This window comes from Halomonas sp. KO116, from assembly GCF_000734975.2.
Classification (GTDB): domain Bacteria; phylum Pseudomonadota; class Gammaproteobacteria; order Pseudomonadales; family Halomonadaceae; genus Vreelandella; species Vreelandella glaciei.
The window spans coordinates 2,905,411-2,930,402 of record NZ_CP011052.1 but is presented as its reverse complement, the minus strand read 5'-3'; the positions used below and the strand labels follow the sequence as shown (position 1 = coordinate 2,930,402).

Here is a 24,992-nt window from a genome sequence, read left to right as displayed (position 1 = left end):
AGGCAGCCCACATGCAGGTGCAATTAGACAACGAAGAAGCCCAGGTCGCCTTTGGCGAAGCACTCGGGCAGGTGTTGCAAGGACGCGGGCTGGTGTATCTGGAAGGTGAGCTGGGAGCCGGTAAAACGACGCTAACCCGCGGTATCCTGCGTGCTTATGGCCATCGAGGGACGGTTAAAAGCCCCACTTACACGCTGGTCGAGCCTTACGAGCTGGGTGCCCAACGGGTTTATCATCTAGATTTGTACCGCTTGTCAGATCCAGAAGAGCTTGAGTTTATCGGTGGTCGAGACATGCTGGCCGACGATGCGCTTAGTATTGTTGAGTGGCCCAGCCGAGGGGAAGGGTGGCTGCCAGCTCCTGATATCGCGCTGGTGCTTGAAGTGGCCGCTCAAGGGCGCTTAGCCTCATTAACAGCGAGCAGTGATCGGGGCAGGCGTATGCTGGCATTATTGGAAAGTAAAGTAGGCAAGGTAAGTTCCGACCATTTGGGCAACGGTGTGATTCAATGGAAATAAAGGGCATAGCGGCACGTGTATCTTGTTTGTTAGCCGCCAGTTTTTTTGCCCTGGCGGCGGTTAATGTTCAAGCGTCCAGCGTGGAAAGTATGCGTCTTTGGGCGGCGCCGGATCATGCCCGGCTGGTATTTGATCTGTCCTCTGCCACGAATGCCAACGTGTTTTCACTAGAGAACCCTGCGCGGTTGGTGATTGATTTAGATGATACTCAAATGGACACCGATCCCAGTACGCTGCCTTTGCATGACAGTGCGATTACCTCGGTGCGTACTGGCACGCGAGAAAGCGGCGGCCTTCGGGTAGTGCTTGAGCTCAATCGAGAAATTGAGCCGCGTCACTTTACCCTGACACCTAACGACCAGTACGGCCACCGGCTGGTCGTTGATCTTGAGTATCCCGGTGAGAGCGCCGTCGAGAACCCGATCGATCCTATCGAGGCGATGATTCGAGATCAGGAAACTCAGGCCCAGCGAGCATCTGCTCAAAGCCAACTACCCAGCAGCGCAGCGTCGCCTAGTGACCCAGCCCCGGCAGAGGTCCAGGAAGCCAAACCGCATCCAAGGCGCGATATTATTATTGCCGTGGATGCCGGTCATGGTGGCGAAGACCCTGGGGCAATTGGCCCATCAGGTACCCGCGAAAAGGACGTAGTGCTGGAAATTGCCCGGCGCTTAGCCGCGCAAGTCAACGGCACCGAAGGCTTTAAGGCCGTGCTGGTGCGGGATGGAGACTACTATCTAGGACTTCGTCAGCGCACCACGTTGGCCCGTGAGCAGAAGGCTGACTTCTTTGTCTCCATACACGCCGACGCCTTTACCAGTCCAAGGCCACAAGGTAGTTCGGTCTATGCGCTCTCCCAGCGTGGTGCCACCTCGGAAACCGCTCAATGGCTGGCCGATAGCGAGAACCGTTCCGATCTGATCGGCGGTGTCGATGGCAACCTCTCTTTGCGCGATAAAGACCAGGTGCTGCGCGGCGTGCTCCTGGATTTGACCATGACCGCCACCTTAAACGATTCGCTGTCTATCGGCGGGCAGGTGTTAGAGCAACTAGGACGGATTAATCGGCTGCATAAGTCTCGCGTTGAACAGGCTGGGTTTATGGTACTGAAATCTCCGGATATACCCTCGCTGCTCATTGAGGTTGGCTTTATTTCCAACCCGGATGAAGAGCGTCGTCTGCGCGACCCAGTCCATCAATCGGGGCTTTCGCAGGCTATTTTCAGCGGCTTGCGTGAGCATTTTGAACGCTACCCGCCACCGGCCAGCCTGCTTGCTTGGCAGCGTGATAATCAGCGTCGCCCTGCGGGTAACGAATACCGTATTCAGTCGGGGGATACCCTCTCTGCGATTGCCGTACGTCACGGCGTGCCGGTTAATCAATTGAGGCAGGCCAATGAATTGAACGGTGACGTGATTCGCGTTGGCCAAGTGTTACAGATTCCCCGTTCATGACTAATCGTTCATGAGGTTTCAAGTTGACTGATATGACCGCTACCGCGCCGCGTATTCATGTGCTCGACCCACGGTTGGCCAACCAGATTGCCGCTGGTGAGGTGGTTGAGCGCCCTTCGTCGGTGACCAAAGAGCTGATTGAAAACGCCATTGATGCAGGTAGCCAGCGTATCGAAGTGGAGATCGAGCAGGGTGGCGCGCGACTGATTAAGGTGCGCGATGACGGGATTGGCATTGGCGAAGAGGATTTGCCGCTGGCCCTGGCCCGCCATGCCACCAGTAAGATTGGCAGCCTGGAAGACTTAGAGGGCGTTAGCTCGCTAGGCTTTCGCGGCGAGGCCTTGGCATCAATTAGCTCTGTCTCACGGCTGGAGCTGATCTCCAATGCCGAAGATGACCCCCGCCATGGCTGGCGGGTGGTCGCGGAAGGGCGGGGAATGGAAGCCAGGGTTACCCCCGCGCCACACCCACGGGGTACTAGCGTCGGCGTGCGCGACCTGTTTTTTAATACCCCCGCCCGGCGCAAGTTTCTGCGCACTGAAAAGACCGAATTTGCCCATGTGGAAGAGGCGTTTCGCCGTCAGGCGCTATCGCGTTACGACATCGCCTGGGTATTGCGCCATAACCAAAAAGTCATTCATCAACTACCCGCCGGCCATTCTGCAGCGGCCCGTGAGCGGCGTATCGCCTCGCTGCTGGGCAAAAATTTTATCGAGCACGCCCGCTATATCGAACGCGAAGCGGGCGGTTTGCGGCTAAGCGGCTGGGTGGGGCTGCCCACCCACTCCCGCTCCCAGGCCGACCAGCAGTACTTTTTTGTCAATGGACGCGTAGTGCGCGACCGCTTGGTGGCCCATGCGGTGCGTCAGGCGTATCGCGATGTGCTGTTTAACGGTCGGCATCCGGTGTTTGTGCTCTATCTGGAGCTTGATCCAGACGTTGTGGACGTAAACGTCCACCCCACCAAGCATGAAGTGCGCTTTCGTGATGGTCGTATGGTTCACGATTTTCTCTATTCGAGCCTCCACCACTCCCTGGCGTCCGCTAAACCCGCCGAGACCCCAGGGGAGGGGGGGGCGAGGTGGCTGACACGTCAGGCGCATTGGCACAGGGCGCGGCTTCAGAAGCGAACGCTGAACAGCCCCGTTGGCAGCAGCAGGGGATTGCGCTGACCCACTCGCCGGATCGTCACCCTGGTGCAGAGCGTGTGCGCCGCTTTATGCAGGGTTATCAGGCGCTCCATCCCAATCACGAAGAGACGCTGTTAACACCGCAGACGAGCGCTCCTGGTGAGCGAGGTAGCGAGGTGCGTGAAGCGCCCCTGTCCATGCCCGACAACGATCCCACTGCACCACCGCCGCTGGGGTTTGCGTTGGGACAGTTGCACGGCATTTATATTCTGGCTCAAAACGCTGAGGGGTTGGTGCTGGTGGATATGCATGCCGCTCATGAACGAATTGTCTATGAGCGTATGAAAACACAGCTAGCGGCTGCTAAAGGATTAGATGCCCAGCCGCTGCTAGTGCCGGTTTCTATCGCCGCTAGTCGGGCAGAAGTGGCGACGGCTGAGAGCGAGCAAGAGGCCATTGCCAAGCTGGGCATTGAGCTGGATGTTGCCGGACCGGAAACACTGCTGGTGCGCCAGTTGCCAGCGTTGCTCTCTCAGGCGGACCCTGAGGCTTTAGTGCGACAAATGCTAGAGGAGTTGGCGCGCTATGGGCGCACTCATCAGGTCGAGGCGCGGCTACATGAGCTACTCTCTACCATGGCGTGCCATGGCAGCGTACGTGCTAATCGGCGGCTTACGATCGACGAAATGAACGCGCTGTTGCGCGACATGGAGCGCACGGAGCGCAGTGATCAGTGCAATCACGGCCGACCCACCTGGACACAGATGGGGCTAAAAGCACTTGATCGGTTGTTCTTAAGAGGCCAATAGCAGCATGACGAACGACAATTTAATTTCTGAAAAATAGTGGAGCACTACCCGCGCATGGCTGATACGCGCCCTTGGGCAATTTTTTTGATGGGTCCGACTGCGGCCGGGAAAACCGATACCGCGATCGCGCTGCATGAGCGCTTAGGGCATGAACTGATCAGTGTTGATTCAGCTATGGTGTATCGCGGTATGGATATTGGTAGCGCCAAACCTAGTGCCGCTGAACTTGCTCGCGCACCCCATCACTTGATTGATATCCGCGATCCTGCAGAGCCCTATTCAGCGGCTGACTTCCGTGAAGATGCGATAGAGCTGATGCGACAAATCAGCGCGGCGGGCCGGGTTCCTCTATTGGTTGGCGGTACCATGCTTTATTACAAGCGGCTGATAGAGGGGGTGGCCAGTTTACCTTCTGCTGATCCGGTCATACGGCAACAACTTGAAACACAATGGCAATATGAGGGGCTGGAGTCGCTGCATAAACGGTTGTCCGAAGTGGATGCAGTTTCTGCTCAGCGTATCCATCCCAATGATCCTCAACGCTTAATACGTGCGCTAGAAGTGTATTATGCCAGCGGTCGGCCAATGAGTGAGTTATGGGCGGAGCAACAGCCTGAAACCTTTCCATGGCGCGTGTTGTCGATAGCGTTGGCACCTAGTGATCGTGCCCTTTTGCACCAACGTATCGCTAAGCGCTTTGAACTAATGATGGATGAGGGCTTGATAAATGAAGTCACTGCCCTCAAAAAGCGTAATGACTTACATTTAGGCCTACCGGCGATGAAGAGTGTTGGTTATCGTCAAGTGTGGGAGTATCTGGAAGGTGAGTATGATTACGCCACGCTTGTAGAGCGGGGTATAATCGCGACTCGCCAGCTCGCAAAGCGTCAGCTAACGTGGTTAAGAAGCTGGCCATCGCTTGAATGGGTGGATTCGCAGCACCCTGACGCGCTTGATAAGGTGTTGAAACTCGTGCGTGAAAGCGGTGCTTAGCGTAAGATAGTTCTTCAAGATAGTAATTTAGTAAGCGTATGTTTTCGAATGGCCACTTGGCCTTTTCGACAACATTAGGCCTTTCGGGCAAAAAGATTGCGGCGTAGCACTAGTAGGGCACGCCATTTGATAATTAACCCCAACGACAGTTTTAGGGAGAGCAACATGTCCAAAGGGCAGTCCCTTCAAGACCCGTACTTGAACATTCTGCGCAAAGAGCGCATTCCGGTCTCCATCTTTTTGGTCAACGGCATTAAGCTTCAGGGCCAGATCGAATCGTTTGACCAGTTTGTTATCTTGTTGCGCAATACCGTCAGTCAGATGGTTTATAAACACGCTATTTCTACGGTGGTTCCGTCTCGTAACGTACGCTTGCCTGCGCAAGACCCGGCAGAGCAAGACGCGGAGATTTAACACTGCTGGATAAGCAAGAGATTCCACGAGGTATTGATTGTTTTTCGAACGCCCAGACGCCGGTGAAACGGCAGTTCTTGTTCATGTCGATTTCCATGATGAGCAAAAACGTGAAGACCCGGGTGAGTTTCTAGAGCTCGTGCGCTCTGCGGGTGCAGAGCCTGCGACTCTACTCACTGCCAGCCGCCACCGGCCTGACTCACGTACATTTATTGGGTCAGGAAAGCTGGAAGAGTTGCGGGCACTGCTCGCGGCTCACGCGGCAGAATTGGTGATCTTCAATCACAGCTTAAGTCCCTCTCAAGAGCGCAATGTTGAGCAAGAGCTCAAGTGCCGAGTGCTTGACCGTACCGGTCTTATTCTCGATATTTTTGCGCAGCGGGCGAGAACGCATGAAGGTAAGCTGCAAGTAGAGCTTGCTCAGCTTGAATATATGTCGACTCGCCTAGTGCGCGGGTGGACGCACCTTGAGCGCCAAAAAGGCGGGATTGGCCTGCGCGGCCCGGGCGAAACTCAGCTTGAAACCGACCGACGCCTGCTGCGTGGACGGATTAAATCGATTCACAAGCGGCTGGATAAAGTGCGCAGCCAGCGCGACCAGAATCGTCGCGCCCGTGCTCGCGCTGAAATCCACAGTGTATCGCTGGTGGGCTATACCAACGCGGGTAAATCGACGTTGTTCAACGCGTTAACTAACTCTGATGTTTATGCCGCTGATCAGCTGTTTGCCACACTAGACCCAACGCTTCGGCGGCTTGAAATTGAAGACGTCGGACCTGTGGTAATGGCGGACACCGTCGGGTTTATCCGTCATTTACCGCACAAGCTGGTTGAGGCGTTTCAAGCAACCCTTCAAGAGGCTTCAGAAGCGTCGTTGCTGGTACACGTGATTGATGCAGCAGATCCTGACCGCGAATTAAATGTGGAGCAGGTGGAGCTAGTGCTAAAAGAGATTGGTGCAGATGATGTGCCAGTGCTCAAAGTCATGAATAAAATTGATAAGCTCGACAGCGTGCCGCGTATTGAACGTGATGGTCATGGTGTGCCAGAGGTGGTTTGGCTCTCAGCGCAGCAGGGCCAGGGGCTAGAATTGCTTCATGAAGCACTGACTGAACGCTTAGCAAACGATGTGATTGGCTTCTCGCTGACACTTAATCCTGAGCAAGGTAAGCTGCGTGCTGGTCTTCACGAACTGAATGCAGTTCGTGAGGAAGCTTTTGATGAGCAGGGACATTCGGTGCTGGATGTGCGCTTGCCGCGGCGCGATTTTAATCAGTTGATGGCTCAGTTAGGCGAGCGTGCCAATACTTATTTACCGGTAGCATTACGTGAATCCGATGAGTGGTAGGCTGCTTATTACGAATCTTAAAGCGCTGCTTGTATTCTGCTTTGTATAAAAATGGTACAAGGTTTATAGAGCAATAATATCAAAACGCAAATGCTATCGTTTAAAACGTTGGCATTTGCGTTAGCGAATACCTTAGTGGAGACGAAGTATGGCCTGGAATGAGCCTGGTGGTGGCAACCAGCACGACCCTTGGAGTAGTGGCGGCCGACGCGGTGGAAATGATAATGATGGAAACCGTGGCAGTAATAATGGTGGCAACAACGGCAATAAAGGAGGTAACAACCAAGGCCCTCCTGATCTGGATGAAGCGCTGAAAAAATTTCAGGATAAGCTCAACAGTATGCTGGGTGGCGGTAAAAAAGGCGGCAGCAAAAAAAGCGATGGTGGTGGCGGTGGCGGTAAAAGCCGTAACCCTTTCGCTTTGCCTGGCTTACTGATTATTGTTGCGCTGGCGATTTGGGCTGCGATGGGTTTTTACCTAGTCGACCAATCCGAGCGTGGTGTTGTGCTTCGTTTTGGCGAATTCCAGGGCATAGTAGAGCCCGGCCTGCAGTGGAATCCGCCATTGATTGACGAGGTGCGGATGGTGAATGTGACCCGCGTTCGCTCATTGACACAAACGCAGTCCATGCTGACCCGCGATGAAAACATTGTTGAAGTTGAAATTTCAGCACAGTACCAAGTTGCTAATCCCCGTGATTTCGTTCTAAACGTGCGTGATCCCGCTATCTCAATCGAGAATGCGTTGGATTCGGCGCTGCGTCACGTGGTGGGCGGTACTGATATGATCGATATTCTGACCTCGGGTCGTGAGATCCTGGGCAGCTCTGTCTCTAGTCGCCTGCAGTCCTATCTTGATAACTATGGTGCTGGTATTCGTTTGCAAACCATCAACATTGAGTCGACATCTGCGCCTGCGCCGGTAATTGATGCCTTTGATGACGTTATCCGTGCCCGTGAAGATCGTCAGCGTACGATCAACGAAGGTATGGCTTACGCCAATGCGATTATCCCTGCTGCCCAGGGTCAGGCCCAGCGTGTGGTTGAGCAGGGCCAGGGTTACCGTGAGTCGGTAGTGGCTGAAGCGCAGGGTCAAGCCAACCGCTTTAACTCGCTACTCTCCGAGTACGGTAATGCGCCGGATATCATGCGCGAGCGTATGTATCTAGACACAATGGAAGAAGTGTTTAGTAATTCGCCGAAAGTACTGCTGGATGTGAGCGAAAACGCCCCCTTAATGTATCTCCCGCTGGATCAAATGCGCGGCGGTACTAGTGGCAATCGCAGCAATTCATCGTCGAGCGATAGTGCGAACAACAGTGATGACTCGTTAGACCCTGATGTGTTGGAGCGTTTGCGTAGCACCCAGGGCAGTTCATCATCGAATACCAATAGTAGCTCCATCCGCAGGGAGGGCCGTTAAATGATTAATAATCGATCCCTGCTAATCGTTGGTGGTCTGGCTGCCGTTGCGTGGCTGGCGAGCAACACTCTGTACGTGGTAGACGAAACTGAACGCGCCGTTAAGCTGCGTTTTGGTGAAGTCATCGAAGAGAATATTCAGCCTGGTTTGCACGCAAAAGTGCCGATCGCGCAAACGATTCGTAAGTTTGATACGCGTTTGCTAACGCTGGATACCGATACTAGCCGTTATCTGACGCTTGAGCAGAAAGCGGTGATCGTTGACTCCTACGTTAAGTGGCAAGTTATTAACCCAACGCGCTACTACGAGGCGACGGCTGGCGATGAGCTGATGGCTATTCGCCTGATTCAACCGCGTGTGGATGAAAGCCTGCGTAATGAGTTTGGTCGTTTGAACCTGCAAGAGATTATTGCCGAGCGACGTGATGATCTGATGACAGGCCCCACCGCCGAACTCGACGAGTTGATGCGTGAGGAATTAGGTGTAGCTATCCGCGATATTCGTATTAAGCGGATCGACCTGCCTGAAGACGTCTCGGCAGCTGTTTTTGAACGTATGCGTTCCGAGCGTGAGCGTGAAGCTCGCGAGTGGCGTGCTCAAGGTCAGGAAGAGGCTGAGCGTATTCGGGCCAATGCAGATCGCCGCCGCCAGGTGTTGCTTGCGCAAGCCAATGAGCGCTCAGAAACCCTGCGCGGTGAAGGTGATGCCCAGGCGGCTGCGATCTTCTCTGAAGCGTATGGTCAGGATCAGGAGTTCTTTTCCTTCTGGCGCAGCCTAGAAGCTTATCGCGAAAGCTTTGCTGACGATGGCAATCTGATGGTGCTGGAGCCAAATAGCGATTTCTTCCGCTATTTGCGTAACCCAGAGCCGAAAGGAAGCGACAGCGACAGTGAGTAAGTAGCGTTTGACCGGTATTCCTCGTCTCGTCATTCATAGGGCTTGGCGGGGTTTATCCGGCCAATAAACGTGATAGAATTTATCAACCGGGCGTCGCCCGGTTTTTTTGTGGCCCTCATTTAACGCTGGCGTCGGCAATCATATTGCTTCGTTACTGCTTGAGTTTGTTGGGCCTTCATCGTCTTGCAGGATTGTTCACATGACCATCGCTGACCGCTGGCTACTGCCCGACGGCATGGATGAGGTACTTCCGCCTCAGGCAAGCCGCATGGAAGAGCTGCGCCGCGCGCTGCTCGATCTTTACCATTGCTGGGGCTATGACCAAGTAATGCCGCCGCCGGTTGAGTTTCTGGACTCCTTGTTAACAGGTACGGGTACAGATCTCGATCTACAGACTTTTAAGCTGACCGACCAGCTAACCGGCCGCATGATGGGCGCCTCCGCTGACGTAACGCCGCAAGTGGCGCGCATGGATGCCCATTCGCTTAAGCGACAGGGGCCAGTGCGCCTTTGTTATTGCACCAACGTATTGCGTGCAAAGGCGGATCAGCACCAAGGCGGGCGTAGTCCCGTGCAGGTAGGTGCTGAACTGTTTGGCCATGCTGGGCTTGAGGCTGACAGTGAAATTATTCACTTGGCGCTGGCCAGTATGAAAGCGGCCGGCGCTCAGGAGATCCACCTAGCGCTTGGGCACATCGGTATTTACCGCAGCCTAGTTGAAGCAGCAGCTCTCAGTGATGAGCAGGAAAGCGCGCTATTTGAAGCACTGGCGCTAAAATCGCCTACCCAATTAGCACAGCTTGTAGACGCTAGTGTTAGTGATCCGGCATTAGCGGATATGCTGTTGGCGCTTGGTGAGCTGCATGGCGGAGCGGATATTTTAAGCCAGGCGCGCGAGCGTTTTGCTGGCGCACCTGCCTCGGTCACGGCGGCATTGGATCAGTTGGATGCGCTCTATCAAGGCGTACTGGCACGCTTTGATGTGTCGCTCTACTTTGACTTGGCTGAGTTGCGTGGCTATCAATACCATACCGGTATGATGTTTGCCGCCTACGTGCCGGGCTATGGGCATGCGCTTGCTAAAGGCGGGCGTTATGACGATACAGGGCGTGCCTTTGGTCGCGCTCGCCCCGCTACCGGTTTCTCGATGGATCTTAAACAACTGGCGTCGTTGGCGCTGGCTGCCCCGAGTTGCGGTAGTATTTGGGCACCCGCCCAGCAGGATGAGTCGCTCAACGCTGCCATTGTTGCACTGCGTGAGCAAGGGGAACGCGTGATTCAAGCGCTGCCTGGGCAGCGTACTGGGCCGGCGGAGCATGAATGTGACCGCCGTCTTGAGCTTATCAATGGTCGTTGGCAGCCAACGGCCCTGACACAAGAGACGAGTGCATCATAATGGGTAAGAATGTCGTAGTGCTGGGCACCCAATGGGGTGACGAGGGCAAAGGTAAGATTGTTGACCTGTTGACTGAATCAGCATCCGCCGTGGTGCGTTTCCAAGGTGGTCACAATGCTGGCCATACGCTGGTCATTGACGGTGAAAAAACCGTTCTTCACCTGATTCCTTCCGGCGTTTTGCGTCCAGGCAAAACCTGCGTGATTGGTAATGGCGTGGTGCTTTCACCTGAAGCGCTGATCAAAGAGATCCGTGAGCTGGAAGCTAAAGGCGTACCGGTGCGTGAGCGCCTGCGTCTTTCACCCGCTTGCCCGCTGATCCTGCCTTATCATGTGCGCCTGGATCAGGCCCGTGAAAAGGCCCGTGGTATCGCTAAAATTGGCACCACCGGCCGGGGCATTGGTCCCGCCTACGAAGATAAAGTGGCACGCCGTGGCCTGCGCTTAGGCGATATGCTTCATCGCGAGCGCTTTGCTTCCAAGCTGGGTGAAGTGCTCGACTACCATAACTTCGTGTTGGTGAATTACCACGGCGAACCGGCAGTCGACTTCCAGGAAGTGCTGGATACCGCGATGCAAATGGCGGAAGAGCTTCGCCCAATGGTCTGCGACACCGTCAGCATGGTGCACGACCTGCGTAAAGCCGGTGAGAACATCCTATTTGAAGGTGCTCAAGGCTCGCTGCTGGATATCGACCATGGTACTTACCCTTACGTCACCAGCTCGAACACCACTGCAGGCGGCACCGCCACTGGTTCTGGCGTCGGTCCGCTCTATTTGGATTACGTGCTGGGTATTACCAAGGCATATACCACTCGCGTGGGTTCAGGCCCATTCCCCACTGAGCTATTTGACGTTGATGGCCGCCACCTCGCCGAGCGTGGCCATGAGTTTGGTGCCACTACTGGCCGTGCACGACGCTGCGGTTGGTTTGACGCCGTAGCACTGCGTCACGCGGTGCAGATCAACTCGGTCTCTGGCATCTGCTTGACCAAGCTGGATGTACTGGATGGACTGGAAAATATCCGCGTCTGCGTTGGCTATCGCAGTAAAGATGGCGACGTGCTGGATAATCCTGTGGATTCGGAAGGCTATGAAGCTGTCGAACCGCTTTATCAGGATTTACCAGGCTGGAAAGAGTCCACGTTGGGCGCTAAACGGGTCGAAGATTTGCCTGCCAATGCCCGCGCCTACATCAGCTTCCTCGAAGAGCAGGTGGGTACGAGTATTGACATCATTTCTACTGGTCCAGACCGTATGGAAACCATCGTGCTGCGTAACCCGTTCGATAGTTAATAACGGTTCAAGCTGGCTATTAATGAGCAGATGAGCAAAAGGGGCAACGGAGTTGCCCCTTTTCTGTATGTATCAGCTTATATTTAAAAGTCGATGCCACGGCGCGCTTGTAAGCCGTTATTGAAGGCATGACGAACTTCCTGCATTTCGGTCACCGTATCGGCCATGGCGACTAGCTCGCGATGGGCATTTCTTCCCGTAATAATCACCGTCTGTTCCATCGGGCGTTTCTCCAGCGCTTGTTTAACGGTTTCAATGTCCAAGTAACCAAACTTGAGCATATAGGTAATTTCATCAAGCACCACCAGATAGATCTCTGGGTCCGCTAGCATACGCTCGGCGTCTTGCCATACTGCGTGGCACGCCTCTGTATCCGCTTGGCGATTCTGGGTGTCCCAGGTAAAGCCGGTGGCCATTATCGCCACCTCAAGATTGGTGTCTTCCTCTAGACGGTTACGTTCGCCGCACTCCCAGAGACCTTTAATAAACTGCACCACGCCAACTTTATAGCCATAACCCAAGGCACGGGTGACCGTCCCCCAGGCTGCGGTGGTTTTGCCTTTGCCGTTACCGGTATTAACAATGATTAGGCCGCGCTGCTCGTCGGCACTGGCGACTTTCTCATCTACGCGTGCTTTCAACTTCTGCATGGAGGCTTTATGGCGGGTCTCGCGGTCACTCATGATGTCTCCTGGAGGTAACGTTTTTTAAGATGGCAAGAAGCTTGTCGCGCTAGCCTAAGTCATCTAACAGGGGTTGAACATCTTTTTGAAGGGCTTGAAGGATAACTTTTGTATAGATTTAGGTGAGTGATAATCAAGTTTTGGTTCAATAAAACAGGCTTCAACACCGAAAAGAACAAGAGATAAACAACAGAATTGGCCCCTAGGGGGCTGGCTGCTCTAGAATAGGTGGTCATGTCTTGTCAGGAATTACATCATGCCTTCATTTGATATTGTCTCAGAGTTCGATAAGCACGAAGGTGCTAACGCCGTTGACCAAGCTAACCGAGAAGTGCAGTCGCGTTTTGATTTTAAAGGCGTCGATGCAAGCTTCACTTTGGAAGGCGACAAAGTGCAGCTAGAGGCGGAAGTTGATTTCCAGCTTAAGCAAATGCTTGATGTGCTGCGAGCCCGTCTTATCGCCCGTGGCATCGATGCCCGCTGTATGGACGTTCAAGACCCGGTGCTCTCTGGCGTGAAAGCGCGCCAGGAAGTCGCTTTAAAGGAAGGGCTCGATGCGGCGGAAGCCAAAGATGTGGTTAAGCGCATCAAAGCTAGCAAGCTCAAAGTACAGGCACAAATTCAGGGTGAGAAGGTGCGGGTAACGGGTAAAAAGCGCGACGATTTACAGGCTGTTATGACACTGCTGCGGGGCGAAGAGGGACCGGATTTGCCGCTCCAGTTTGATAACTTCCGCGATTAGCAGGGCAGCGCCACTTGCCGCCGTCACCCGGTGTTAACTATATAAATATTCGTTTTATACAGGAGTCACGCACTATGTCTGATCCGCAGCCGGTTTATTTAAGCGACTACCAGCCACCCGCCTACCGGGTAACTCATACCGAGCTGACGTTTGATCTTGACCCCGCCGCGACCCGTGTGAAAGCGCGACTGTTGATGGAGCGACATGCGAAGGCTGACGCGAATGCGCCGCTGGTATTAAACGGCGAACATTTAAAGCTCATCTCCTTGTCAATGGATGCAACGCCGCTGAATGAATCCGCGTATCAAGTAGATGCAGAGACCCTAAGTATTGCCAATGTTCCAGAGCGGTTTGTGTTGGAGAGTGAGGTAGAGATCGCACCGCAAGAGAACACGGCGTTAGAGGGGCTTTATCAGTCCAACGGTATGTACTGTACTCAGTGCGAAGCCGAGGGTTTTCGACGTATTACCTTTTACCCCGACCGCCCGGACGTAATGGCGACCTTCAAGGTCACGGTGATCGGCGATCAGCAGCGTGAACCAGTATTACTGGCTAACGGTAACCCGTTAGAGCGCGGCGAGCTGGAAGGCGGTCGTCATTTCGTCACCTGGCAAGACCCGCATCCCAAGCCCTGTTACCTATTCGCGCTAGTGGCAGGCAACCTGCATCGCGTAGAAGATCACTTCACCACCATGAGCGGGCGCGAGGTCACGCTGCAACTTTGGGTGGAACAAGAGAACCTAGATAAAACTGAACATGCTATGGCCTCGTTGAAACGGGCCATGGAGTGGGATGAGCAGGCGTATGGTCGTGAGTACGACCTGGATCTATTTATGATCGTGGCCGTTAATGATTTCAATATGGGAGCGATGGAGAATAAAGGGCTTAATATCTTTAACTCCGCCGCGGTGCTGACGCATCCCCATACCGCTACCGATGCCGCCTTTCAGAATGTTGAAGGCATCGTTGCCCACGAATACTTTCATAATTGGTCGGGCAACCGTGTCACCTGTCGCGACTGGTTCCAGCTTTCGCTGAAAGAGGGCTTTACGGTCTTCCGTGATCAGTGCTTCTCGGCGGATACCAATTCTGCACCGGTTAAGCGCATCCAGGATGTCTCCTTTTTCCGCACGGCACAGTTTGCCGAAGATGCTGGTCCTACGGCGCATCCGATTCGTCCCGACCACTTTATTGAAATTACCAACTTCTACACCCTGACTATTTATGAGAAGGGGGCAGAAGTCGTACGCATGCTGCGTAATTTAGTGGGGGAAGAGAATTTCCGTCGCGGCTCAGATCTTTACTTTGAGCGATTCGATGGCCAAGCGGTGACGATTGAAGACTTTGTAGGCTGCATGGCGGAAACCTCCGGCGAAGAGTTAAGCCAGTTTATGCGTTGGTACTCCCAGGCAGGTACGCCGGATATTGATGCTCACGGCGAGTATGACTATGTGCATGGCGAATATCATTTAACGTTGCGACAGCGCACGCCCGCGACACCAGGCCAGCCGGATAAACTGCCGCTGCATATTCCAGTACGTATGGGGTTAGTCGGTACAAAATCAGGCCAAGACCTAACATTAACCCTCAATGGCGAAAAAATAGGCAAAGATGCCGTTATTCACCTACGTGATGATGAGCAGACCTTTGTCTTTACTGATGTCGCTGAAGCGCCGGTGCCGTCTTTACTGCGTGAATTTTCAGCGCCCGTTAAGTTGCACTTCCCCTATTCACGAGAAGATCTGGCCTTTTTGTTGACCCACGACAGCGATGGCTTCAACCGCTGGGATGCTGGCCAGCGCTTGGCGCTCTTGGCGTTGGATGACTTAATTGCTGCCCACCGTAATAGTGTCGAGAAGGTGATGGACAGCCGTGTTGTTGATGCCTTTAAAACACTTCTGAACGGCCCAATGAGCGATAAGGCGGTATTAGCTGAAATGCTGACACTTCCTTCAGAAGCCTATATTGCTGAGCAGCAGCCTATTGTGGATGTCGACGCCATACACGCGGCACGTGAATTTGTGCGCCAGTCGCTGGCGTTAGCCTTACGCGAAGAGTTTATGGCGGTCTATGAGGCCAATGTGACAGAGGAGCCCTACGCTCCGACGCCTGAGCAAATTGCCCAACGTAGTCTGAAAAATGTGGCGCTCTCCTATCTCATGTCGATCGAAGATGAGCAAGGTTTGGTACTATGTGAAGCGCAGTTTTCCGCTGATCATAATATGACCGATGTTCGTCAAGCGCTGACGTTACTGGTACACAGCGATCGCGATGATTTGGCCTCACCAGCATTGAAATCATTTGGCGAAAAATGGGCTCATGATCCGTTAGTGATGGATCAGTGGTTCACCATTCAAGTTTCACGCCCGCAGGAAGATGTGCTTGAGCGCGTGAAGTACCTGATGCAACATCCCGCTTTTTCACTTAAAAATCCCAACAAAGTGCGTGCCCTCATTGGGGCATTTGCCCAGAACCGAGTCAATTTCCACCGCTTAGATGGTCAGGGCTACCAGCTGCTGGCCGATGTGGTGATTGAGCTCAACCGGCTTAATCCAGAAATTGCCGCGCGGCTTATCACGCCGCTAACGCGCTGGCAGCGTTTTGATGAAACCCGCCAAGCATTAATGCGGTCTCAATTAGAGCGTATTAAGCAAGAGCCGCTATCTTCTAATGTATATGAGGTGGTCGAAAAAGCACTGGCATAATGGGCAACAGCAGTTAACCAAGGAAAGGAACAACAACGGTGACAGATTCGCAGCAACACTATTTACTTATTATTAATGGTAAATCTGCCGGTAACCCGGCATTGCGTGAAGCAGTCAATGAACAACGCCAAGCAGGGATGCAAATTACTGTTCGAGCTACCTGGGAAGGGGGCGACGCTGCTGATATTGCTGAGCTATCTGACGCCATGGGTATTACGCATGTGATTGCCTGCGGTGGCGATGGCACGGTTAGTGAAGTCATGAACGGGCTGATGCGTTTGCCCCATGATCGTCGGCCGGTATTAGGTATCGTGCCATTAGGCAGTGCCAATGATTTTGCCACTTCAGTTGGTTTGCCATTAGAGCCAGGTCCTGCTTTAGCCGCCGCAAGAGCGCTAAGTGCCTACCCCATTGACGTTGTGCGTGTGACGGCTGGTGCGGGTGGTGAGTCCGCAACCAGCTACTATATCAATATGACGACCGGGGGATTTGGCGCTGAAATTACCTCATCAACGCCGAAAACCCTAAAGCGACTATTGGGGGGCGGCGCCTATTCCCTGATGGGCGCGCTCAAAGCATGGCGACACCGTAGCTATCGCGGCACGCTGCATTGGGATGAAAAAGAGGAGAGTGCATCGCTACTGTTGCTAGCGCTAGGCAATGGCCGCCAATCAGGTGGAGGGCAGGTGCTGGGGCCACGGGCCAAGCTTGATGATGGTCGTCTGGATGTGCTTCTGGTCAAGGACTTTCGTTCGGTGACAGAACTGAGCAAGCTGATTAGCGAGCTGCAAAATTTTCCCTCTGAGGGGCGGTTTGTGCGCTATTTCACCACGACTCAACTAACGCTGACGACACAGGCAGGTGATCCGCCTTGGCCATTAACGCTGGATGGTGAGGCGCGCTGTTATGACCATTTTTGTGCCGAAGTAGTGCCTCTAGCGTTGCGTGTGCTGTTACCAGAGGAGTGCCCCTTACTCTCTTCCAGCAACCGGCCTTAACTGGTTTGACTCAGATTTTAAACGTTATAAAGGAGAAGTATCTAATGGCAAATCGCGTGTGGATACCTGCAGTTGCCGCAATGGCTCTACTGCTGAGTGCCTGCGGTGACTCCCAGGAAGATCCCACCATAACACCAGATGATAATTCTGAGGTGACGGATGATGAAGCAGTGCGCGAAGAGGAGTCCCCAGCAGCGGCTGAAAACGCGGCAGAAATGTCTAGCCCCGAAGAAGTAGAGGATGACATTGAGGCACAGCAAGCCGCTGAAGAACTTGAGCAAGCGGAAGCTCTACTTGAAGGTAGTGACAGCCAGAACGGTGATAATTCTGCTGCTGATGCTGCGACGGTAGAGGCCGAAGAAGATACGCTGGCAGCCGACCCTGACGATGTGCTCAATGAGGAAAGCGCAATGCCGGGGGAAGCAACCCGTTCTGATGTCGATGAGATGATTGCCGAAACTGAACGCCGCTTTGAAGAAGCGGAAAAACGCCTTGAAGAGCAGTTTCAAGAGGTAGATCAGCAGGCGCCCACGTTAGAGCCGATGGAAAATGAAGATTTCTCGTCTAGCTGGGACGAAGACAACAGCTTGCCAGAGCGAACGCCGCTGGAAGATAACCGTGAAGCTACCGACGTTGAGGCTTTGATTGAAGATACAGAGCGTCGCTTTGAAGAAGCGCAGCAGCGTCTTGAAGAGCAGTTTCAGGAACTGGAGAGTCGAGAGGCCGAGACTGGCCCAGCGATCGAGTCAGACGCGAGTGATAGTGATATAGGCGCTAGTGAGATGGATGAGCTTGATACCAGTGAAGATAGCCAATCAGCTAATCGCAATCGTGAGGAATAAACAGTTGCGGCTAAGCTGAGCCTTAAAAATCAGCCATAAAAAAGGCCCGCGTTAGCGGGCCTTTGTCCATCCGGTAGCAATTAAGCTGGGCGGATGTTGGAAGCCTGAAGGCCTTTTTTACCCTGAGTCACTTCAAAGCTGACTTTTTGACCGTCTTGCAGGGTCTTGAAGCCTTCAGCTTGAATTTCGGAGAAGTGGGCGAACAGATCGTCTCCGCCGTCATCAGGAGAGATGAAGCCGAAGCCTTTAGTATCGTTGAACCACTTAACTGTGCCAGTTGCCATTTTCTATTTCCTTAACGTGCTTAATATTCAAACGGGCAACTCAATTGTCCACCCGCTACAATTACTCTAGATGCAAACGCGGCTGTCGTCCAGCCACATACCTAAGATTTTTTATTTCTTTGCGAGCAAGCACAAATGATGCAGTTGGGTTTTGTTGATGCGCAGTTTATTTCCTTTCTGGTGGCGATCACGCTGCTCACGATTAGCCCAGGAGTCGACACGCTGCTAGTCATCCGTAACACGGCTCGCGGAGGCATTCGCGATGGTGTGACTACCAGTGTAGCTATCTGCTGTGGGCTGTTTATTCATGCCACCATCTCTGCGTTAGGCATCTCGCTTATTCTGCTGCAATCAGCCTGGGCGTTTCATATGTTGAAGCTGGTGGGGGCGGGGTATTTGATTTGGTTGGGGGTCACCAGTTTATTGGCAGCACGGCGAGGGCAGCCGCTGCCCGTTAATGGCGTACTAAAAGAGGCGCCTGCTGTTTCTCGCTGGCAGCCGGTTAAAGAGGGATTTTTGTCCAATGTGTTGAACCCCAAAACCGTGGTGTTCTACATGGCTTTTTTACCCCAGTTCATCGCTCCTGGAGACCCAGCGCTACTGAAGTCGCTATGGCTGGCGGGGGTGCACTTTATCATTGCCAATATTTGGCAAATCAGCGTGGTTATGATGGTGGGAAGTGCCGGCAAGTGGTTGGCTAACGCACGTTTTGCGCAAGTTCTAAATGCCGCTACGGGCAGTGTATTGGTGGTGTTTGGTATTCGGCTGGCATTAACACAGCGCCCGGTATAAACCGGGCGCTGGTAATGTGACGAGTAGAGAAGTGCTTAGCGGCGGGCGAGGAGGGCTCGGTCGTAGCGTACCTGCTGTTCGTTATCGCTTAGCAACGAAACGCCTTCGCTATTGCCGCCGTTGGCGAGACTCTCAAAAATCACCCGATAGCTAAGCACGGCCTGCACATAGTCGCGGGTTTCGCGGAAGGGGATGCTTTCCACAAATAGGTCAAATGCCTCTACGCCATCACCTAGCCATTGGTCAACGCGGCCAGGGCCAGCGTTATAAGCCGCAGCGGCTGCTAAGCGATTGCCCTGGTAGCGTTGCAGCTTGTCACGCAAGTAGGTGCTTCCCAAGCGGATATTTAGCTCTGGGTCGAGGACGCCGTAAGGGCCAGGATCACTAATGCCGAGTTCGCGGCTGACTTGGCTGGCGGTGCCAGGCATTAGCTGCATTAATCCACGCGCCCCTGCGGGTGAAAGAGCGTTAGGGTTGTAAGCGCTTTCACGCCGGGTAATGGCCATCAGCAGGTACGGGTCTACGCCAGTGAGGCGACCCCAGTGCTGAAAGCTGTCGTGATAGGCCTGGGGGAAACGCCAATCCAGGGCGTCCCACATTTCAGCGGCAATGGTGGTCTGCACCAGGCGTGCATGCCACTGCTGCTGAGCGGCGTAGTCGGCTAGCGCTCGTGCCTGTTGCGGCGAACCGCTCTGCACCGCGTGCAGCCACTCACTGTTGGCGAGCCCATCCTCGCCAATGCGTAGCAAGGCCTCGGTGCGCTGAACGGCGGGGAGTTGCGCTATACGCTGGCGCGACGCTTCGTCAAAATGATTGCGCTCAAGGTTCAACTGATAGGGTTGGCCGAGCTTTTCTGCTGCTGCAAAGCCGTAAAAACTGCGATCCTGCGCAGCCTGCTGGTAACGTGCCTCGGCGGCCGCCTGATTGCCAAGCTGCCCATTGGCGCGGCCCAGCCAATACTGCCAACGGCTATTTTCCTGCTGAATAGCGGGCATTTCGGCAATCCAGTAGAGCACGCCGTTCCAATCACGGCTAGCCAGCGCATGGCGGACACGCAGCTCTAACACGCGCTCGCTCTCAATACTCGGTAGTACGCCGTCAACCCAACTTAGCGTGCCCGGTACATCGCGCACCAGGGCGTAAAAAGCCAACTCTTCTTCAATGGCTGCACGGTCGCTGGGCAAAAGGTTTAAACGCGGCGAGAGCGACTGCCAAGCGGCAAGTGCTGCCGAGGTGTCCTCGCGGGTAAAGCGCTGCATGGCGGCCCTGTAGAAGCTTGCCGTGGCGGTACACTCCGGGCCCAGGCAGGCGGGCGCCTGGGTAATTGCGCTGCTGCGCGCGGTAACACTATCCACAGTGCCTAGTGCGGTTTGCCATTGGCCGCTTAATAGCCCGCCAAGATAGCTTGATAGGTTTGTTTCTCCCGCCTGCCAGGCGAGCATCTTGCGTTCCCAAATAGCCGTGGCATCGATAGTGCCGTTGGCCCGCAGGCGCTCAAATAGCGGGTCGCAAGCGTTGGGCTGCGAGCTGCCTACGCGCCATAAAGCTAACCCCGCCTGGCTCGCCTGCTGAGGCTGCTCATCCAGCAGCGCCGTGTAGTAGTAGCACTGGCGAGCGGTGCCTGCTGGTTCGCCATCGGCCACCGCGAGAAGGTCACTATAGCGCCCTGCGTGTCCATACTTTGCAATCGCTTGCCCACGCAGCCACCCCGCTAGGGGAGAGTCTGCGTGCTGGTCGATAAATTGATGCACGCGATTAGGGGAAACGTTAGGCAATTGCCCCCTCAAACGGTGGTATTCCACGTAGCCGCGCAGCGGGTGGTTTTCAATTGAGCGTTCATCAATCTGGGACCACTGCTGCTCCCTTGCGGCAGCGAGCGCATCGCGTAACTCACTATCGGATGCGGCCCACGAAAACGCAGGTAATCCCGCCAGCAGTGCTGTACACAGCACGCGGGCGGTATGGCGAAATGGCGAAACCAACATGGTGCTCTCTCTCTATAAATCGATGTCACTTAGTCTGGGTTCAAGTCAGCCCATTTAGTTTGCGGTGTACCCGCTATACTGAACGAATAGTCGCAATCATGATCTGACAGCCCAGATACTCAAAGGATTTAATGTTAATGGCTCCATTATCCACTTGGTGGTTGCTGCGTCGACTCAAATCCCGCGTTTGGGCGACAAAACGTATTGTGCGCGCTTTAAAGCTATTTATCCCTATGACGCGTGATGTGGTTCGCGGCGATTTTCGGCCGATTCCCTGGTCGGCCTTCGGCATGATGGCATTAGCGTTGGGCTATTTGGTAATGCCGTTCGACCTGATTCCCGATTTTTTGATGCTAATCGGCGTGGTAGATGACGTGCTGATTGTCGGCTGGTTGCTTAATCGTATTGATCAGCGCCTGGAAGGCTATCGGGCCTGGAAATATACCGATCCCGATATAACGCCTTCTTGACCCCCGCGGCTTGTTAACCCCTGTGGCTGGTTAACCAGGGTTGCTTGAAAAATCGCTGCCTATCCCCATATCTACTCCACGAAACCATTTTATCCCGCTGCATGTACACGCAGAGGGATGTGACTCAACGTGATTGATAAGGGCTAAGCGCATGACTACAGCTACCCACGAACAAGCAACTGATAAATCAACTAACCACGAAGAAACGCTCGGCTTCCAGACGGAAGTTAAGCAACTGCTTAATTTGATGATTCACTCCCTGTACTCCAACCGGGAGATCTTCTTACGCGAGCTTATCTCAAACGCCGCCGACGCCTGCGATAAGCTGCGCTACGCGGCCCTCGATAACGATGCGCTCTACGAAGGCGACAGCGAGCTACGTATCGAAATTGAGCACGATCGCGATGCCAACACCATCACTCTGCGTGATAACGGTGTCGGTATGAACCGCGAAGACGTAATCGCCAACTTGGGTACCATCGCCCGCTCTGGCACCGCCGAGTTTCTTAAGCAGCTCTCCGGTGAGCAGCAGAAAGACGCCAAGCTGATTGGTCAGTTCGGCGTTGGTTTCTACTCGGGGTTTATCGTTGCTGATGAAATTTCGGTGCGCACCCGCAAAGCGGGCACGCAAGCTTCCGAAGGGGTTGAGTGGCGCTCGAAAGGGGAAGGTGAGTTTACCGTTGCCGATATCGAGCGTGCTCAGCACGGTACGGAAATCACTCTGCACTTGAAAGAGGACGCCAAAGAGTTTGCTGACGACTATCGCCTGCAGGGCTTGGTTCGTAAGTACTCGGATCATATCGAAGTTCCGGTGCGCATGCCGAAAACCGAAACGGCGAAGGACGACGAGGGCAATAGCATCGAGGGTAGTGAAGTGACTACCTGGGAAACCGTTAACGAGGCGACAGCGCTGTGGTCGCGTCCCAAGAGTGAGGTTTCCGACGACGAGTACAAGGCGTTCTACAAGCACGTTGCCCACGATTTTTCTGACCCGCTGACCTGGAGTCACAACAAGGTCGAAGGCAAACTGGAGTACACCAGCCTGCTTTATGTGCCGGGCCGCGCGCCGTTTGATATGTTTGACCGCGACGGCGCCCGGGGCGTTAAGCTCTATGTGCAGCGCGTCTTTATTATGGACGACGCCGAACAATTCCTACCGCTCTATCTGCGCTTTATCAAAGGCGTGCTGGATACCCGCGAGCTGTCGCTAAACGTATCCCGTGAACTGCTCCAGCAAGACCCCAACGTCGATAAGATCAAATCGGCGCTTACCAAGCGCGGCTTGGACATGCTGAAAAAGCTCGCTAAGGATAAAGAGCAGTATCAAACCTTCTGGAATACCTTCGGCAGCGTACTGAAAGAAGGGCCGGGTGAAGATCCGTCTAACCGCGAGAAAATCGCTAGCTTGCTGCGCTTTGCCTCAACCCATACCGATACGGCTACCCAAGAGCACGCGCTGGCGGACTACGTAGAGCGTATGAAAGAGGGTCAGCAGAAAATTTACTACGTGGTGGCTGATAGCTTCAATGCGGCAAAAAATAGCCCGCATCTGGAGATCTTCCGCAAAAAAGGCATCGAAGTTCTGCTGCTGTCTGACCGTATCGATGACTGGCTGATGAGCCATCTGACTGAGTTCGATGGCAAAACCTTTGCCGATGTGGCCAAGGGTGAGCTTGACCTCGGCGATGTAGAAGACGAAGCAGAGAAGAAAGCCCAGGAAGAGACCGCTAAAGCCAAAGAGGATCTGGTGAAGCGCGTTAAAGAGGCGCTGGGCGATGGTGTGCAAGAGGTGAAAGTGACTCACCGCCTCACCGATTCGCCGGCCTGCGTCGTGCTTCCTGAGCATGAGATGGGCTACCAGATGCGCCGCATTATGGAAGCTGCCGGTCAGCCGCTGCCCGAGGTGAAGCCGATTCTTGAGCTTAACCCCAGTCATGCGCTGGTAGCACGTTTGGAAGGTGCTGAGGGCGATCTCTTTGCCCAGCTAGCTTATATCCTGCTGGATCAGGCTATCATCGCTGAGGGTGGCCACTTGGATGATCCGGCTGCCTACGTGAAGCGTTTGAATAGTGTGCTAACTGCTTAACAGGACACACTACGTAAATGACGGCCCGCTTGGTTACCCCAGCGGGCCGTCTGTTTTGGTAAAGTAAGGGTATACGTTCTGCAGGACTGACTAGGACATCATCATGGCTGAGCAGCAAACCAACGTCGCAGTGCCAATCAACGTAGCGGTACTGGGGGGCGGTAGTTTTGGTACGGCGCTAGCGAGCATTGCCGCCGATAATGGCGCCCGCGTTCGCCAGTGGATGCGTGACGAAACGCTGGTCACGCAAATTAACCAAGAACATCGTAACGGGCGCTATCTGCCCCACTACGCAATGAATCCGGCCGTGGAGGCCTCAACCGACCTTCAAGCCGTACTGGCTGACGCGGAGCTAGTACTCATCGCGATTCCCTCAAAGGCTTTTCGCAGCGTGGTGCAGGCGGCGAAAGCGTGGTTGAGGCCTGAGCAGATACTGGTTAGTACCACCAAAGGGATCGAACAGGAAGGCTTTTTACTGATGAGCCAAGTGCTTGAGCAGGAAACGGGCTTTAGTCACATTGGCGTGATTGCGGGGCCCAATTTGGCCTCTGAAATTGCCGATAAGCAGTTAACCGCGACTGTGATTGCCAGCGCGGATCCGCTCACGCGCACCCGCGTACAGCAGGTATTGGGCTGCCGTTACTTTCGTGTCTACGCCAGCGACGACCGCCATGGTGTTGAACTGGGCGGTGCACTGAAAAATATTTATGCGATTGCCGCCGGTATGGCGGCAGCGCTGGGCATGGGTGAAAACACCCGCAGTATGCTGATGACCCGCGCCTTGGCCGAGATGAGCCGCTTTGCCGTCGCCCGGGGGGCTAACCCGATGACCTTTTTAGGGCTGGCAGGAGTGGGTGATTTGATCGTTACCTGCTCGTCTAACCTGTCGCGCAATTACCGGGTCGGCTACGCTATGGGTGAAGGACGCACGCTGGAAGAGGCTGTCGATGCCCTTGGTCAGGTGGCTGAAGGGGTAAATACCGTTAAGCTGGTATGCGCTAAAGCAAGCGAGATGGGGGTTTATATGCCGCTGGCGGAAGGCCTCAATCACGTATTGTTTGACGGTGTGCCTGCCCAGGAGATGGCGCGTACCCTAATGATGGGTGAGCAGAGTAGCGATGTGGAGTTTATCCTGCCCCGTGAAGCCGTGCAGCAGGCCCATCGAGACCAAGCTCCTCACAACCAGGTTTCTAAGGACCAAGTTTCTAAAGACAATGGAAGCAGGAATGCCTGATGTGCTGATTATGCGCCATGGTGAGGCCGCGCCGGGCTATCCCGACCAAGCGCGCCGACTAACGCCCCACGGCGAGCAGGAGGCCGGAAAAATGGCGCGTTGGCTGACTGAGCGCGTGGCTGATGGGAAGCTGTTTATGCCGAGGATTTATGCCAGCCCCTATGCGCGCGCGCAGCAAACCGCGCAAAGGCTCTGTGAGGCGCTGGGAACCTCGCTGGAAACGCTGGATTTTATCACTCCAGATGGCTCGCCCCATGCAGTAAGCGACTGGCTGCTTGAACAGCCTGAGAGCACACCGATTATGCTGGTTAGCCATATGCCGCTGGTGGGCGATTTAGCGGGGCTGTTGGTAGAGGGTAGCCCTGCCCAAGGCATTGTTTTTCCTACCGCCGCCATTGCTGAGTTTGAAGCCGAGGTCTGGGCGGCAGGCTGTGCGCAGCTGAAGCGTTTTACCCAGCCGAGCCAGCTTTGATGGCCATAAAGACGAAAAAGCG

General features: G+C 54.3%; 21 protein-coding genes and 1 pseudogene. 19 read left to right on the top strand and 3 right to left on the bottom strand.

Going from position 1 to position 24,992, the window contains the following annotated elements; genetic code table 11:
- Positions 1-11 precede the first annotated feature (11 nt).
- From tsaE to KO116_RS13515, 10 genes and pseudogenes are all read left to right on the top strand, one after another.
- Positions 12-518, top strand: a complete 507-nt coding sequence (gene tsaE, locus KO116_RS13560; protein ID WP_035566422.1) for a tRNA (adenosine(37)-N6)-threonylcarbamoyltransferase complex ATPase subunit type 1 TsaE — start codon at positions 12-14, stop codon at positions 516-518.
- Positions 509-1,972, top strand: a complete 1,464-nt coding sequence (locus KO116_RS13555; protein WP_035566419.1) for an N-acetylmuramoyl-L-alanine amidase — start codon at positions 509-511, stop codon at positions 1,970-1,972. Before tsaE ends, KO116_RS13555 begins: the two co-directional genes overlap by 10 nt.
- 32 nt (positions 1,973-2,004) lie before the next feature.
- Positions 2,005-3,911, top strand: a pseudogene (gene mutL / locus KO116_RS13550) (DNA mismatch repair endonuclease MutL).
- 54 nt (positions 3,912-3,965) lie between these two features.
- Positions 3,966-4,904: a tRNA (adenosine(37)-N6)-dimethylallyltransferase MiaA gene (miaA, locus tag KO116_RS13545; protein WP_035566416.1), complete on the top strand. Its 939-nt coding sequence runs from the start codon at positions 3,966-3,968 to the stop codon at positions 4,902-4,904.
- 165 nt (positions 4,905-5,069) lie between these two features.
- Positions 5,070-5,318, top strand: a complete 249-nt coding sequence (gene hfq / locus KO116_RS13540) for an RNA chaperone Hfq (RefSeq protein ID WP_007114649.1) — start codon at positions 5,070-5,072, stop codon at positions 5,316-5,318.
- Positions 5,319-5,355: 37 nt separating this feature from the next.
- Positions 5,356-6,666, top strand: a complete 1,311-nt coding sequence (hflX, locus tag KO116_RS13535; RefSeq protein ID WP_035566413.1) for a ribosome rescue GTPase HflX — start codon at positions 5,356-5,358, stop codon at positions 6,664-6,666.
- A gap of 148 nt (positions 6,667-6,814) precedes the next feature.
- Positions 6,815-8,089 (top strand): FtsH protease activity modulator HflK, encoded by a 1,275-nt coding sequence (gene hflK / locus KO116_RS13530; RefSeq protein ID WP_035566412.1) that lies wholly within the window; start codon positions 6,815-6,817, stop codon positions 8,087-8,089.
- Positions 8,090-8,986, top strand: a complete 897-nt coding sequence (gene hflC / locus KO116_RS13525) for a protease modulator HflC (RefSeq protein WP_035566410.1) — start codon at positions 8,090-8,092, stop codon at positions 8,984-8,986.
- Between the two features lie 199 nt (positions 8,987-9,185).
- A complete protein-coding gene (locus tag KO116_RS13520; protein WP_035566408.1) occupies positions 9,186-10,382 on the top strand; it encodes an ATP phosphoribosyltransferase regulatory subunit in 1,197 nt (398 codons plus the stop codon).
- Positions 10,382-11,677 carry an adenylosuccinate synthase gene (locus tag KO116_RS13515; protein WP_008958623.1) on the top strand — a complete coding sequence of 432 codons (1,296 nt, stop codon included), beginning with the start codon at positions 10,382-10,384 and terminating at the stop codon, positions 11,675-11,677. The genes KO116_RS13520 and KO116_RS13515 overlap by 1 nt, the downstream gene beginning before the upstream one ends.
- A gap of 83 nt (positions 11,678-11,760) precedes the next feature.
- Here KO116_RS13515 and cobO read toward each other — a convergent pair whose 3' ends face one another.
- A complete protein-coding gene (gene cobO, locus KO116_RS13510; protein ID WP_035566406.1) occupies positions 11,761-12,360 on the bottom strand; it encodes a cob(I)yrinic acid a,c-diamide adenosyltransferase in 600 nt (199 codons plus the stop codon).
- Positions 12,361-12,616: 256 nt separating this feature from the next.
- Between cobO and KO116_RS13505 the strand changes: the two genes are divergently transcribed.
- From KO116_RS13505 to KO116_RS13490, 4 genes are all read left to right on the top strand, one after another.
- Positions 12,617-13,102, top strand: coding sequence for a YajQ family cyclic di-GMP-binding protein (locus KO116_RS13505; RefSeq protein WP_035566403.1), 486 nt, complete (start codon positions 12,617-12,619; stop codon positions 13,100-13,102).
- 74 nt (positions 13,103-13,176) lie between these two features.
- Positions 13,177-15,807 carry an aminopeptidase N gene (gene pepN, locus KO116_RS13500; protein ID WP_035566402.1) on the top strand — a complete coding sequence of 877 codons (2,631 nt, stop codon included), beginning with the start codon at positions 13,177-13,179 and terminating at the stop codon, positions 15,805-15,807.
- Positions 15,808-15,845: 38 nt separating this feature from the next.
- Positions 15,846-16,805, top strand: coding sequence for a lipid kinase YegS (gene yegS, locus KO116_RS13495; RefSeq protein WP_035566400.1), 960 nt, complete (start codon positions 15,846-15,848; stop codon positions 16,803-16,805).
- A 44-nt stretch (positions 16,806-16,849) separates the two neighbouring features.
- Positions 16,850-17,647: a hypothetical protein gene (locus tag KO116_RS13490; protein ID WP_035566398.1), complete on the top strand. Its 798-nt coding sequence runs from the start codon at positions 16,850-16,852 to the stop codon at positions 17,645-17,647.
- Between the two features lie 80 nt (positions 17,648-17,727).
- Here KO116_RS13490 and KO116_RS13485 read toward each other — a convergent pair whose 3' ends face one another.
- Positions 17,728-17,931 (bottom strand): cold-shock protein, encoded by a 204-nt coding sequence (locus KO116_RS13485; protein WP_007114660.1) that lies wholly within the window; start codon positions 17,929-17,931, stop codon positions 17,728-17,730.
- Between the two features lie 135 nt (positions 17,932-18,066).
- On the opposite strand from KO116_RS13485, the gene KO116_RS13480 reads away from it, so the two are divergent.
- On the top strand, positions 18,067-18,723 hold the full coding sequence (locus KO116_RS13480; RefSeq protein ID WP_035566396.1) for a LysE family translocator: 657 nt from the start codon (positions 18,067-18,069) through the stop codon (positions 18,721-18,723).
- Positions 18,724-18,758: 35 nt separating this feature from the next.
- On the opposite strand, the gene KO116_RS13475 is transcribed toward KO116_RS13480, so the two are convergent.
- Positions 18,759-20,708, bottom strand: coding sequence for a transglycosylase SLT domain-containing protein (locus tag KO116_RS13475; protein ID WP_035566394.1), 1,950 nt, complete (start codon positions 20,706-20,708; stop codon positions 18,759-18,761).
- Between the two features lie 137 nt (positions 20,709-20,845).
- Between KO116_RS13475 and KO116_RS13470 the strand changes: the two genes are divergently transcribed.
- The 4 genes from KO116_RS13470 (at position 20,846) to sixA (ending at position 24,970) form a co-directional block, all read left to right on the top strand.
- A complete protein-coding gene (locus KO116_RS13470) occupies positions 20,846-21,178 on the top strand; it encodes a YkvA family protein (protein ID WP_035566392.1) in 333 nt (110 codons plus the stop codon).
- Positions 21,179-21,329: 151 nt separating this feature from the next.
- Positions 21,330-23,264: a molecular chaperone HtpG gene (gene htpG / locus KO116_RS13465; RefSeq protein WP_035566390.1), complete on the top strand. Its 1,935-nt coding sequence runs from the start codon at positions 21,330-21,332 to the stop codon at positions 23,262-23,264.
- Between the two features lie 103 nt (positions 23,265-23,367).
- Complete coding sequence (locus tag KO116_RS13460; RefSeq protein ID WP_035566389.1) at positions 23,368-24,498, top strand: NAD(P)H-dependent glycerol-3-phosphate dehydrogenase; 1,131 nt, start codon at positions 23,368-23,370, stop codon at positions 24,496-24,498.
- Entirely contained in the window at positions 24,491-24,970 is a 480-nt protein-coding gene (gene sixA / locus KO116_RS13455; protein ID WP_035566386.1) for a phosphohistidine phosphatase SixA, read from the top strand. Before KO116_RS13460 ends, sixA begins: the two co-directional genes overlap by 8 nt.
- Positions 24,971-24,992 lie beyond the last annotated feature (22 nt).